13 protein-coding genes are annotated in these 11,936 nt (G+C 51.0%); 5 read left to right on the top strand and 8 right to left on the bottom strand.

Annotated features, from left to right (window positions below):
- Positions 1-40: 40 nt before the first annotated feature.
- A complete protein-coding gene (gene sppA, locus FMR86_RS05935) occupies positions 41-1,009 on the bottom strand; it encodes a signal peptide peptidase SppA (RefSeq protein ID WP_163350170.1) in 969 nt (322 codons plus the stop codon).
- Between the two features lie 115 nt (positions 1,010-1,124).
- On the opposite strand from sppA, the gene FMR86_RS20375 reads away from it, so the two are divergent.
- A complete protein-coding gene (locus FMR86_RS20375; protein WP_203544789.1) occupies positions 1,125-1,334 on the top strand; it encodes a hypothetical protein in 210 nt (69 codons plus the stop codon).
- A gap of 20 nt (positions 1,335-1,354) precedes the next feature.
- On the opposite strand, the gene FMR86_RS05925 is transcribed toward FMR86_RS20375, so the two are convergent.
- From FMR86_RS05925 to FMR86_RS05910, 4 genes are all read right to left on the bottom strand, one after another.
- A complete protein-coding gene (locus tag FMR86_RS05925; RefSeq protein WP_163350169.1) occupies positions 1,355-1,990 on the bottom strand; it encodes a LysE family translocator in 636 nt (211 codons plus the stop codon).
- Between the two features lie 348 nt (positions 1,991-2,338).
- Entirely contained in the window at positions 2,339-2,590 is a 252-nt protein-coding gene (locus FMR86_RS05920) for a hypothetical protein (protein ID WP_163350168.1), read from the bottom strand.
- 706 nt (positions 2,591-3,296) lie between these two features.
- Entirely contained in the window at positions 3,297-4,187 is an 891-nt protein-coding gene (locus FMR86_RS05915; RefSeq protein ID WP_163350167.1) for a zinc dependent phospholipase C family protein, read from the bottom strand.
- Positions 4,188-4,231: 44 nt separating this feature from the next.
- Entirely contained in the window at positions 4,232-5,617 is a 1,386-nt protein-coding gene (locus FMR86_RS05910) for a phospholipase D-like domain-containing protein (protein ID WP_163350166.1), read from the bottom strand.
- A 191-nt stretch (positions 5,618-5,808) separates the two neighbouring features.
- Here FMR86_RS05910 and FMR86_RS05905 point away from each other — a divergent pair, with 191 nt between their 5' ends.
- The 4 genes from FMR86_RS05905 to FMR86_RS05890 all read left to right on the top strand — a co-directional run bounded on the left by FMR86_RS05905 (position 5,809) and on the right by FMR86_RS05890 (position 9,557).
- Entirely contained in the window at positions 5,809-6,978 is a 1,170-nt protein-coding gene (locus tag FMR86_RS05905) for a cyclic nucleotide-binding domain-containing protein (RefSeq protein WP_163350165.1), read from the top strand.
- Complete coding sequence (locus FMR86_RS05900; RefSeq protein WP_163350164.1) at positions 6,975-7,751, top strand: MotA/TolQ/ExbB proton channel family protein; 777 nt, start codon at positions 6,975-6,977, stop codon at positions 7,749-7,751. The genes FMR86_RS05905 and FMR86_RS05900 overlap by 4 nt, the downstream gene beginning before the upstream one ends.
- A gap of 78 nt (positions 7,752-7,829) precedes the next feature.
- Positions 7,830-8,555, top strand: coding sequence for an OmpA family protein (locus FMR86_RS05895; protein ID WP_163350163.1), 726 nt, complete (start codon positions 7,830-7,832; stop codon positions 8,553-8,555).
- Between the two features lie 3 nt (positions 8,556-8,558).
- The gene (locus FMR86_RS05890; protein WP_163350162.1) at positions 8,559-9,557 is read left to right on the top strand and encodes a Fic family protein; all 999 of its coding nucleotides are present in this window, start codon (positions 8,559-8,561) and stop codon (positions 9,555-9,557) included.
- Positions 9,558-9,652: 95 nt separating this feature from the next.
- Here the strand turns inward: FMR86_RS05890 and FMR86_RS05885 are convergent, their stop codons facing one another.
- The 3 genes from FMR86_RS05885 to FMR86_RS05875 form a co-directional block, all read right to left on the bottom strand.
- Complete coding sequence (locus FMR86_RS05885; RefSeq protein ID WP_239057157.1) at positions 9,653-10,627, bottom strand: glycosyltransferase family 2 protein; 975 nt, start codon at positions 10,625-10,627, stop codon at positions 9,653-9,655.
- Positions 10,624-11,490 (bottom strand): ChbG/HpnK family deacetylase, encoded by an 867-nt coding sequence (locus FMR86_RS05880; RefSeq protein WP_163350161.1) that lies wholly within the window; start codon positions 11,488-11,490, stop codon positions 10,624-10,626. The genes FMR86_RS05885 and FMR86_RS05880 overlap by 4 nt, the downstream gene beginning before the upstream one ends.
- 79 nt (positions 11,491-11,569) lie before the next feature.
- Positions 11,570-11,788 carry a flagellar biosynthesis anti-sigma factor FlgM gene (locus tag FMR86_RS05875; RefSeq protein WP_163350160.1) on the bottom strand — a complete coding sequence of 73 codons (219 nt, stop codon included), beginning with the start codon at positions 11,786-11,788 and terminating at the stop codon, positions 11,570-11,572.
- Positions 11,789-11,936: the final 148 nt, after the last annotated feature.

Raw genomic sequence — 11,936 nt, 5'->3', positions numbered from 1 at the left:
TACATCTTTTTTCATGGAAAGCAAAGCAGTGAAGCTATAATCATTTTGCAGCCGGCAGCCAGAGATAATGGAATCCGGCCTTGGGCGGCATAAGGTTCCCGGCATCGATATTGATCAGTGCCGGGGATAAAGCCTGCGATGATGCGGAGTTGTAGAGAGTGTCGTTGGGATAGCTCTTGCGCTTGTAGGTGATCACCCGTGAGTTTTCATCAATTCCGGCCAGCTTGCAGGCTTCTTTTATCGCATCGGGCAGGTAGCCGAGGCTGTCCACCAGTCCGGCCTGTTTTGCGCCCTGTGCACTGAATACCTGTGCGCTGAAGATGGTTTTCAAATTTTCATCCGAGATGGAACGGTGTTTTTTGACCAGTCCCTGAAAGCGGTCCGCGTAATCTTTGATGATGTCATCGATGATTTTCTTCTGTTCCGGGGTGTCCGGCTTGAAGGGAAAGCCCATGTCCTTGTTACGTCCCGATTTGGAGACCTCAACGGATACGCCGATTTTATCCATGAGTCCGTCCACCTTGGGGCGGATGAAAATTACCCCTATAGACCCGGTCAGAGTGGTGGGGTGGGCCATGATGCGGTCCGCAGGAAGGCTGACGTAATAACCGCCGGAAGCAGCCACATCCATCATGTTTACAACAACTTTTGCTCCGGTCTTTTCCTTGAAGCGCAGTATCTCATTGTAGAGGATATCGCTGGCAGTTACTCCGCCGCCGGGAGAGTTGACCTTGAGCACCAGTGCTTTGATATCTTCATCGTCCGCAGCTTTTTTCAGGCGCGAGGAAACCTCCTGCACCAGACTTGGGGAATTGCCCAGCAGTCCGCGTTTGCCTTCAGCGGAAATGGTTCCGTCAATGGAAACAAGCAGCACCTTGTGTTCGCCTTCACCCTGCTGCACTTTTTCAAGCAGGGGATCAGTGCCGTCCGGGAAGAGATTAACCCGTGGCTGGCAGCCGCAAAGTCCGATTGTGGTGAGGATAAATATGGTCAGTAATATTTTTTTCATGGGGTAAGCTCCTTTGGTTACCCGGTAAGTAGCAGATGGGGGTGGGGATGGCAAAGGCAAGGCCGTACAACTGGCATTCTTAATATTTATTAAGTAAACTGGCCCCGGAGGAAATATGGAGTTCAAAACCAAAGAAGAATATTTGCGCTGGTATTCTGCTGAAATTCAGAAAGGCATAGATGACGTAGAAGCTGGACGGGTAATTTCTCATGAGGAATTGGGCCGTAAGCTCAAAGAAGAGTTTGGTATTGATATTGACGGCGATCCCCCAGCAATTGAGGATTTCGAAGAAGCACTCCGACGGTTTGAACCGCCGGAAGACTAGTTGATTTTTCGAATGAATAATTACCGCTCATACATAGCCAGCTTAACCCCAAACGCCACAAATAGTGATCCCAGAGCGCGGTCCAGCCATCTTTGCAGCCTCTGGCTTTCGCGAAGTTTTCCGGTGATGCGGTCTCCGGCATAGATCAGCGGCGGTTCCACAAAGGCGGCGGTGACGATGATGAGCGTGCCGTGCAGCATGAGCTGGGCCCAGACCGGGCCGGCTCCTTCCACTACGAATTGCGGCAGGAAGGCTATGAAGAATGTCGCCACCTTGGGATTGAGTAGGTGGATGAACATACCCTGCTTGAAGATGGCGGCTGAATCCAGTTGATTGGATCTTTTGTTGATATCCAGAACGCTTCCCTTGGAACGAAAAGCATCGATGGCCAGCCAGAAAAGATAGCCCACCCCGGCCCATTTTACGATGGCGAAAGCGGTTGCCGATGCTGCCACAACGGCGGCAAGACCGAGAGCGGTCAGGATTACATAGAGAAAAGCCCCGGACCAGATTCCGAACATGGCGGAAAATCCGGCTTTTTTGCCTCCGGTGACGGTATGGCTGAGTATGTAGGCCATGTCCGGACCCGGTGAAATGTTGAGCAGCAGGGCGGCTAAAAAGAATGTTGACCAGTGGGCAAGATCGTATTCAAACATGATTGAACCTCGTTAAGTTGAAAATGCATGAAAGCACGGCACAGGATGTGACGTGCAGCAATAATCAAGGTTCTGTTTTTGGCGCGGGAAACAGAGAGGCTGTTTCGGGTGAAACAGCGGCAAGATGGACTGAGATTATCTCAACCGTTTGCAAAAGGCAAGGAAGTTGAAAGTGATTTTCAATTAAGTGAAAAGCCCGGCCCACTCGCAATTGCTCGCAAGGGGACCGGGCTTGAATATGCTGCAGCTTCAAATAAATGGAGCTGCAAAAGATGTATTACCCGAAAGTCAGCGTTGCAAAAATATTTTGCAACCCGGATTCATTTTATGAATCTGGTGCGTGCAGTCCTAGCGGGACATGCGTGCAAGCTGTCTGCGGTACTCGGGGGAGATTTCAAGACGCTCGATGTGGCGCAGGTCCACGAGGGAGCTTCTCATTTTTGCACTGTTGGTCTCGCGGATTGCAGCCACGGTCCAGACGGGAAGCCAGAGACCGAGGGATGCGATGGTCAGCACGGCGTGCATGCTGTGGTTTACTTCGCCGCCGTTGCGTGCTGCGCGGGTAGCTGCCCAAGCCTTGATGGTTCCGATTGCGTACATAATATATTCCTCCAAAAAATTTGGTTCAATTTGCGTTGTTCACAATTTCCACCTATGCCTGAGTCCAATGCAAGTCAACAGCTGGCAATGTAAAAGTTAAAAATACATGGCAAATAATATTCACAGCTGTTTTCGTTGTTGAATCTGTATAAAATCAGCGTCTTATGTTTGTCTAAACAAGCTCATGACCCGTCAGTGTCGGGATTCAGACAGCGTTGATTTTAAAATCAATGCGTTGGTGAAAAATTTCCCAAGCATGTCCTGTGGGTGCACGCTTTTACAATATTGGAACAAGAATTGAATCGATATATAGTTGTAATATAAAAAGTAATTTTTAAAATAAGCAAAAAAATATCAATTTTGTAAAAACTCGGACACGCTGGCGAATGGCCGGGAAAAGGGTAAATCGATTATCCTATTCTGTTTGTTTTTATGTAAAGATGCAGGTGTTGATGCAGTACTGATGTGTGATTTGTGTTGTATTGATGTGTACAACATTGATTATAAAAAAGTTGCATTAAATATACATGAATGCTGCTTTGATTAGAATATGAGAGGAATTAAGGCGAACAGAATTCGTGTTTTTAAAGAAAAACCCGATTTTTAGAGGTGTGTTTTTCATTTATGCTGAATAAAATTCAGGCTGTTTTGATGAATGGGATTGTCTGAAAGTAAAAAAGTTAAAGCTGATCTGTTTTTCAGTTGCCTAGCCCTTGAACATCTCCCCGACTCCGGCGAGCTTGGGCAGGTCGGTAATCCGTTCATCAATTTCAAAGCGGGGCGAGAAGGGACAGCTTTTTTTGAGGGCGTTTTTCCAGTTGTTTTCTTTTTTGGCCGAGGCAATGTTGTCCGCCCCGATGGGGTCGAAGTTAAGAGCTATGGCCTGCTGCGGGGAATTCAGCATATCCACCACCACCCGGTAGGAGTAGTCGATGATGGAACGCAGGTAGGCCTGGTGGTAGGCCGGGATCACTTTCTTGGATACATTCAGTGATTTGCTCACCGCCTTGTATTCCAGCAGTCCGATGGTCTGGTGGAATACTTTTTTCTTGAACAGGAAGCTGTATTTTTTGGCGTCCATATGTTTGCGCAGGTTGAAATCAGCGTCCTGATTGGCCTTGCGAAAAAGCCGGGCCGCTTCCTGTGCGGACCAGTTGACCTGATCATCGGCCAGCATTTCAATATAGACATGGCTGAGCCTGCCCCCGGAGCGGGCCTGCTTCATTAAGTTCGGTACATAATAGTTGTGGGCGATGATGTCCGCCGCCAGATGGGACATGTATCCCAGCGAGTAGGCTTTGAGGTGTTCATCATCGGAATCTTCGAGCAGGTTGAATCCGGTCTGCCAGTTGTGGCTGTGCAGCCGCTTGGCCTTGCTGCCCTTGCCGATAAAAATGTCCGCGCTCAAACAGCCGTATAAAAAAATGGCTGAGTTGGAGAGCAGCAGTTTAGCCACCTGATCGGAAAGCAGCATTGTGTTGGAAAGCACTGCATTGCCGATGGCCATGTGTACTCCCGGTCCCCACGCAAAACAGGTCGCGCTGAAGCCGAGGACCATCAGCGTGCTGAAGAATAAAATCAGAGTCAGTTTTCCCATATCTATAAAATAAGCCCCGCTTCCGGTGAGGTCAATGAGTTCTCTTAAAGCAGAGGGGCCACAAGCCGCGCCGCTCCTTCCACGGTGTCGCGGACCAGTCCCACCGGGGTTGTTCCTTCGCTGCTTTCGTCGATCAACCCTTGTACCCAGTCATTAACCGGTTTCACATCCGCTTCGGAGTAGGAGAAGAGTACGATTTCATAGTTCAGGAACAGGCTGCGCATATCCATGTTTGCCGAACCCACAACTGCCAGCCGATCGTCAACTACAATAACTTTAGCATGGACCATGTGCGGATATTTGACCACCCGCCCGCCGCACTCTTCCAGATCGCGCAGATGCGTGCCCCGGGCAAGATCGGCCAGTGCGTGGTTTGATTTTTCCGGGACCACCACCCGCAGGTCCACCCCGCGCAGGGCGGCCAGGCGTAGGGCCTGCGCAAGGGCCTCATCCGGCACGTAGTAGGGGGTCACGATCCAGAGTCGTTTCTCAGCGGTGAAGGCTGCGGTGAGCAGGGCGTCATGTACCGGGTCGCGGGGTACGTCCGGCCCGGACGGCACAACCTGCATGATCCCGTCTCCGCTGACAGCGGAACCTTTGGTGCAGGGCGGGATGATGTTGACTTTTTCCCCGGAGGCAAAAAGCCAGTCCGACTGAAAGACCTCAATGTAGTGGCGTACCGCAGGTCCCTGCAGCACAAAGGAAAGGTCGGTCCAGCGTTCCGCGCACGGCTCGGGGCCGATGTATTCATTGGCGATGTTGGTGCCTCCGGCCAGTACATAGGTCTGGTCGGCAATGGCTATTTTACGGTGGTTGCGCAGGTTGCTGTTGCCGTGGAAAGGTGCCCGGAACAGGGGCATGAAATAGGCCACCTTGCCGCCGTTATCGAGCAGTTTTTTAAGAAACCGCCGGGAGGTAAACAGGGAGCCTATGTCGTCCAGAAGTAGACGGACAGTCACCCCGGAAGCAGCCTTGCGGGCCAGTCTTTCCACAATATCCCTGCCCACATCGTCCCGCGAGAGGATGAAGGTGGTGATCAGGATCTGGTGTTCGGCGTTTTCAATGAGCTTGACCAGTTCATTGTAGATATCGATACCCGTGGGGCAGAGCCGTACCTTGTTGCCGGATGTGGCACCGGGAATGCCGTACTCACGGAGCATGGTGTCTATGGGGTCGGCTTCTTCGGTGGGCACTGTCTCCTGAACTTCCAGGTGGATGTCCGCTTTGGTATGCGCGTCACGTTTAAGTTTGCGGCCCCCGAATATAAGGTAGAGAGGTACTCCCATATAAGGGACAAAGAAAATTGCCAGCAGCCAGGCGAAGGCCGCCGAAGAGGTGCGCTGTTTGCGCAGGATGGACATGACCAGAATTGCGGCCAGTAAAAAGCCGCCCACAATGGCGAGGTGTCCGAATAAGAGATTCCATTCCATGTCTGGTTCCTGAGGTGCGGTTAAATCATTTTGGGTGCTGTTCTTCGCGTTGAGCCGAGTTTAGCAGTATTTGTGCTACGGTGTAAGCTCTTTGTTCGCGATGAATTTGCCGTAAATTATTAGTGTGTTGTCCTTTATAGGGAAGTGATATATGTTAATGAGAGATATAAATTATTATTGGGGGATTTTTAATGGGGTCCAGCAGTCCTAACATCAAGTCCTTTTACAAGGGGCAGGAAATTTTCAAGGAAGGACAGGAGAGTTCCGTAGCCTATATGATCAAGAAGGGTGCGGTTAATATCTACAAAGTCCAGAATAATGAAAAGATCATCCTTGCCCGCCTTGGCGAGGGCGAAATTTTCGGCGAAATGGGGATCATTTCCAAAGGTTCCCGGTCCGCCAATGCCGAAGCAGCGGAATACTGCGACCTCGTCATCCTCACCGACCAGATCATCCTCAAGCTGCTGGACCAGTGTCCGCGGACCATCCAGTATATGACCCGGCTGCTGGTCAAACGGCTGGCCCGTACCGGGGAAATGATTTCCTCCAAGGGACACCGCAGCAATTTTATCAGCATCTGCAATATTCTGGATCTGGCCTACCGCACCCACATCAGCATGGACCGCGAGCAGGCCCGCAAGGAACGCAACCACGACCTCGGCCTTGATTACACCAAACTCTGCAAGACTATCCGCAGTATTATCCTCATTTCCCAGAGCGATATTGACGCGGTTATCAACAAGCTCAAGAGCTTGAAGATCATCGATGCCATTGACCTGCGCACGGGCAAGGCTTTCCCGGACCGTTTTATTCAGATTTCCGACCCGGATAATTTTCTTGAGGTTGCCAACAACCTGTTCAGGGAATTGCAGCAGAATGCCTATACTCCCACATCTGAACTGCAGATTGTGGATATTTACGAAATTTCCAAGATGCTGGAGAGTGATCCCAAGATCATCTACAAGAAGATCGCACAGGAGGATTTTCCGGAAACCATGTTCATGTTCGACCGCAACAAGGTCAGTGACTGGGCTTCTGAAAAAGAGTCGGACTACTTCAGCAAGGTTAAGAAAAAGAAGAAGTCCATTGATGAGCTGGAAGATATTGAAGACATCGTCTACGTGGACAACGGAACTCTCAAGGAAGTCTTTACCAAGCTGGGTTACCATAAGCTCGGTGTGCTGATGTCCATTGCGGAAGATGATGCCCGCAAGAAGATTCTGGCCAACCTTGCCAAGAAGATCGCCAAGATCGTGCAGGACGAAGTGCGCGACAATGTGGATGAGACCGAGGCCGAAGATGTGCTCACCGAGCTTTTCGAAATGGTCCGGGATATAAAAGGAGGGGGAGATAAGAAGTGAATATAGCCACCATAATCGGTATATTCTGCGGTATCGCTATTCTCATGGTCGCTACCTACACATCCACTGATTCAGTGGGCGTGTTCATCAACCTTCCGGGCATAGCCATCGTCGGCGGGGGAACCATTGCCTCCACCTTTATTTGTTATCCGCTGCGCGAAGTAATGCGCGTGCTCGGTGTGTTTATGATGGCCATGGGTGCGGATGAGCTTCCCCTTGAGAACTACATCAAAGTAATTGTCGGACTTTCCAAGGATGTGGCCTCCAAGGGCGAGGAGCACCTTGAGGGCAGCCTTAAAAATATTGAAAACGAATTTTTGCGTGAAGGTTTGCAGATGCTTGTGGACGGTTATTCCAAGGAAGAGATCAAGGAGATTCTTGATAACCGTATCCAGCAGTATCATGAGCAGGAATACAGTGCTGCCGGGATTTACCGGACCATGTCTACCCTGTCTCCTGCTTTCGGTATTATCGGGACCCTGATCGGTCTCATCGCCATGATGCAGGGAATGGGGGCGGATATCGCCGCTATCGGTCCGGCCATGGCGACCGCCTTGACCACCACTCTCTACGGCGCGCTTTTCGCCAACATGCTTTTCATGCCCATCGCCATTAAAGTGGAAAAACGGATCGACGAGATTACCCTGCTCATGCGGGTTATCCGCGACGGTATTCTGTTCATCAAGGATAAGACCCCGTCGGCCATCGTTATGGACAAGCTGAAGGGTTACCTGCCCCCGCGTAAGTGGGCTACCGTTAAAGCTAAAAAATAGTGTGAAGCACTTAAAAATAAATGCAAATTTATTTTTAAGAAAAAAAGATTATGCATGTAACACTGGACGGATTGAACTATGTCGGATGAATTCAGCCTGAAAAAGCCTGCACAGGGCGGAGAAGAGGGCGGCTGGGCCCTTACTCTTGCAGATATGATGACTCTGCTGCTCTGTTTCTTTGTGCTTTTGCTGGCAATCGCCGACGTTGATCAGAATAAATACAAGGATGTTTCCGATTCCCTTGCTTCGGCCATGGGAGTGGATGTGCCGCCCAAGGGTGCCAACGATACTTACGAAGGCGCACCCGTTGCCCGCAGGGTGATCAGTGAGAAGCAGCGTAATATTTTTGAAATGCAGCTTGAGATGGCCCGTCTGGTGGGCCGTGAATCCAAGGCCCTGAAAATCAAGATGCGTCCTGATTCCGTGGCTATTATTCTTAAGGGCGGCTTCTTTTTTCCCAGCGGTAAGGCGGATCTGACCAAGGGTGCCAGAAGGGTGCTGGCCAAGATCGCTCCCACCCTCGCCAAGTCTCCATACGATGTCGTGATTGAGGGGCATTCAGACAATATCCCCATGCGTTCAAGACAGTTCCCCTCCAACTGGGAATTGTCTTCCGCCCGCGCCAGTGCAGTGGCCCGCTACCTGCTTAATAACGGGTTCAGCAAGTCCAGAATCAAAGTTCTGGGCATGGCCGATACCGCACCCGCATACCCCAACGTGGATGAGAACGGTAAAGCCATTCCCGCAAATCAGAAGCGCAACCGCCGCGTGGTGCTGTTGGTTTATCCGCAGAAAAAGAAGTAGGTCATGGTTGCCTACAGTCCCCCACATATAATAACCCCTGCCATCGTAAATCTGATTGCCCGGATCAGCGAGGAAGTAGGGCGTTTGACTGTCCTTGCAGATGACTCCAGAGAGTTGCGTTTGAGACGTATCAATCGGGTGCGCACCATTCACGGATCGCTTGCTATTGAAGGTAACAATCTGAGCAAAGAACAGATCACAGCCATTCTGGACGGCAAAAGGGTAATTGCCCCGCCCCGTGAGATTCAGGAGGTACGTAACGCCATTGCGGCCTATGATAGATTTGATGATTGGTCGGTGGACAGGGAAGCTGATTTAAAAGAAGCGCACGGTGTGCTCATGGCCGGACTCATTGATGAGTTCGGCATTTATCGCCGCTCCGGTGTGGGGGTAATTGCCGGGGAACGGGTGATCCACATGGCTCCGCCTGCGGATAGGGTTCCGGCACTTATGCAGGATTTATTTGCATGGCTGGCAGCAACAGATGACCATCCCTTAATTGCCAGTTCGGTATTTCATTACGAATTTGAATTCATACACCCATTTGCGGACGGCAACGGGCGTATGGGCCGTTTATGGCAGACTTTGATTCTTAAGAGCTGGAATCCAATTTTTGCTGATATTCCAGTGGAAAGTCTGGTCTTCGAACATCAGGAAGAATACTATGCTGCTTTGCAGGAAAGCACCAACAAAGCTGACTCTGCACCGTTCATAGAGTTCATGCTCAGGATGATTCTGGATGCGGTTTTGTCTGCTACCCCCCATGACACCCCCCATGACACCCCCCATGTTAAAGCCTTGGTTGAAGCGGTTTCAGGTGAAATGCATCGTGATGAATTGTTGTCTGTTTTGAACCTTAAAGACCGTAAGTCCTTTCGAGAGCTCTATCTTAAGCCCGCGTTGGAAGCGGGATTTGTTGAAATGACCATCCCTGACAAGCCCAAGAGTAAGAATCAGCGATATCGGCTTACGGAGAAGGGGAAATTGTTTTCTTTAAATTAAATGCCCAGTTGAGAATTCAACTGGGCATTTAATTATTGAAAGGTTTTGGGATTCTTAACCCCTTTTGCAAAAGGGTTTAAGCCGCCGGAGGCATCTTATTCCTTCTCCACAATCTCCCGAACCTGATAAGGCTTATTGCCCATGACAGCGTCATAGGTGTTAGTCAGCGATTCTAGAATAAGTCCGGTGGACATGAAACCCAGCGAACTCAGGTAGAGCAGGATGCAGCCCATGAAAGGCGGGCGGGTTCCCATGTGGACGCCGAAGAAAACTTTTTCGTAGAGCAGCCAGACCATGACCAGTGAGGCGAGCATGAACATTACAAGGCTGATGCGTCCGAAAAGATAGATGGGACGCTGCTTGAATGAAGACTGGAACCAGAGCATGACGATGTCGAAAAGGACGTCGATAGAGCGGGAGAGGCCGTAATGGCTTTCCCCGGCAAAACGCGGGGGCGCGGAAATGGGCACTTCGGAAGTGGAGCCGCCCATGCCGTAAACCAGCGCGGGGATGAGCCTGTGCTGGCCTTCGCGCAGGGTCATGGAGCGGGCCAGTTTGCCCTTGAGTACGGAAAGTCCGCCCATGTCGCGGACCTGACAGCCGCTGGTAGCGCGCATGAGGTAGTTGGCGATTTTGCTGGGCAGCTTGCGTTTGATCATGGACTCGCCGCGGTTGGTGCGGCATCCGGAAACAAGGTCGTAGCCCTTGCGGATTTCTTCGATTAGAGACGGCACTTCTTCCGGCTTGTGCTGCAGGTCGCCGTCCATGATAACTACGTAGCATCCTTTACTTTCCTGGATTCCGGCGTAGATTGCGGTACATTGTCCACGGTTGCGGGCCAGCATGATTCCCTTGAGGTTGGGGTCGTCTGCGGCAAGTTCGCGGATGATGGATTCGGTGCTGTCGGTGGAGCCGTCGTTGACCAGCAGGACTTCGTAGGTAGTATTCATTCCCTGCAGGGCTGCGCTGATCCGTTTGTGGAATTCACGTACACAGCCTTCTTCGTTGTGCATGGGAGTGACAATGCTGATTTCAATCTCTTTTGTACATTTTTCAGCTTTCGGCATCATTTCTTCTCTCCGCTACAGGGGTCGATCTGCCCGTAGTTTACAGGGGTGGCCCCCAGATCTTTAAATATTTTCAGCCATTCCTTGTGCAGCAGGGACTGCGATTCTTCTTTCCACTGTGCTTCTACCCGCATCGGACCGAATTCGGACGGCAGCGGGCCGTCTCCTGCCTGCGGGAGACCGGGATGGCAGACAATTTCAACTATTTCAGGTCGATAGGTTTCGACGTATTTCTTAAAAAGATGCGGCTCCAGATTTTCTTTCTGGTCGCCGATTCCCCAGACGCAATCAGCCGTGTGCGGCTTTTTGCCGGGAAAGCTTGCCCCGAGGCAGAGCTGTAAAAACCGGGTACGCAACATGCCTTTGTCTGTGCGGGATATGGGCGTATGTTCCCATGGACGGCGTATCCATTTAATCCCGTACTTATTGGCAATCCGGCCTGCCAGATTGTAGAGCCCCGGCCAGGCGTGGATATGCTTTTCGCTGTCAAAATGGGTCAGGCGGACCTTGTGGTCAAGCAGGTATTCCACCTGTGCGGACCATTCTTTTTCCACTTCGGAAAGCTTGATACGTCCGGTCATGTAGCGCAGCAGCAGGGATGTGTAGTTGCCGAAAAGCAGTCCGTCATCATCCACAAGGCTGGGGATGTGGTCCGGGTTGGAGATGGGTTTGCCGCGCAGCAGGTTAAGGTGAGCGCCAATTCCCAGCCCTGCATGCTTTTCCTGCAGAAGCACGGACTCGGATAAATCCGGACCGTTGGCAAGGGCGGTGGTTGAGGTCACAACCCCGGCAGCAGCGAGCCGGTCCACAGCCCGGCGCACAGCCGGATGCAGCCCAAGATCATCCACATTTATTACAACTAGCATCATACCTCCGGTTTCAGACCCGGCAGTTTAAATGCATGTGGCGTGAAGGTAAAGTAAAATGGTGCGGCAATGCGCGAGATCAACCAAAACCGCTGATTTTGGCTTCGGAGCGAACCAGATTAATGGCGATTTCCCCGATGGCAGGACGATAGGTCCCTGCCCGGATCTGGTCGCGTAGCTTGGCGAGTTTTTCATGCCGTTCAGCAGAATCTTCCTCACTGAAAGAGGTCGCCTGCTCATCGGACGAAAGCGTGCAGGACAGCATGATGCTGTCTATATCAGTCTTGTCGAAAGTCATCTCCCCTCCCGGAGTGGTTTTTCAACTTTACTGTCTATGGTTTTGTGTGTGGTTAGTAATCCTATCGTCCGTTTGCCGGGGATATTTAGTGCTGATGGAAAGAAAAAAAGCGAAACCGTAAGTGTACGGTTTCGCTTGGTTTTTGTTT

The organism is Desulfovibrio sp. JC010, assembly GCF_010470675.1.
GTDB lineage: Bacteria > Desulfobacterota > Desulfovibrionia > Desulfovibrionales > Desulfovibrionaceae > Maridesulfovibrio.
This window is presented reverse-complemented; position numbering and strand designations above follow the sequence as displayed.

Excerpts from the sequence above, each read along its gene's own strand:
- sppA (WP_163350170.1), bottom strand. The coding sequence starts at position 1,009 with ATGAAAAAAATATTACTGACCATATTTATCCTCACCACAATCGGACTT.
- FMR86_RS20375 (WP_203544789.1), top strand. The coding sequence starts at position 1,125 with ATGGAGTTCAAAACCAAAGAAGAATATTTGCGCTGGTATTCTGCTGAA.
- FMR86_RS05925 (WP_163350169.1), bottom strand. The coding sequence starts at position 1,990 with ATGTTTGAATACGATCTTGCCCACTGGTCAACATTCTTTTTAGCCGCC.
- FMR86_RS05920 (WP_163350168.1), bottom strand. The coding sequence starts at position 2,590 with ATGTACGCAATCGGAACCATCAAGGCTTGGGCAGCTACCCGCGCAGCA.
- FMR86_RS05915 (WP_163350167.1), bottom strand. The coding sequence starts at position 4,187 with ATGGGAAAACTGACTCTGATTTTATTCTTCAGCACGCTGATGGTCCTC.
- FMR86_RS05910 (WP_163350166.1), bottom strand. The coding sequence starts at position 5,617 with ATGGAATGGAATCTCTTATTCGGACACCTCGCCATTGTGGGCGGCTTT.
- FMR86_RS05905 (WP_163350165.1), top strand. The coding sequence starts at position 5,809 with ATGGGGTCCAGCAGTCCTAACATCAAGTCCTTTTACAAGGGGCAGGAA.
- FMR86_RS05895 (WP_163350163.1), top strand. The coding sequence starts at position 7,830 with ATGTCGGATGAATTCAGCCTGAAAAAGCCTGCACAGGGCGGAGAAGAG.
- FMR86_RS05890 (WP_163350162.1), top strand. The coding sequence starts at position 8,559 with ATGGTTGCCTACAGTCCCCCACATATAATAACCCCTGCCATCGTAAAT.
- FMR86_RS05885 (WP_239057157.1), bottom strand. The coding sequence starts at position 10,627 with ATGATGCCGAAAGCTGAAAAATGTACAAAAGAGATTGAAATCAGCATT.
- FMR86_RS05880 (WP_163350161.1), bottom strand. The coding sequence starts at position 11,490 with ATGCTAGTTGTAATAAATGTGGATGATCTTGGGCTGCATCCGGCTGTG.
- FMR86_RS05875 (WP_163350160.1), bottom strand. The coding sequence starts at position 11,788 with ATGACTTTCGACAAGACTGATATAGACAGCATCATGCTGTCCTGCACG.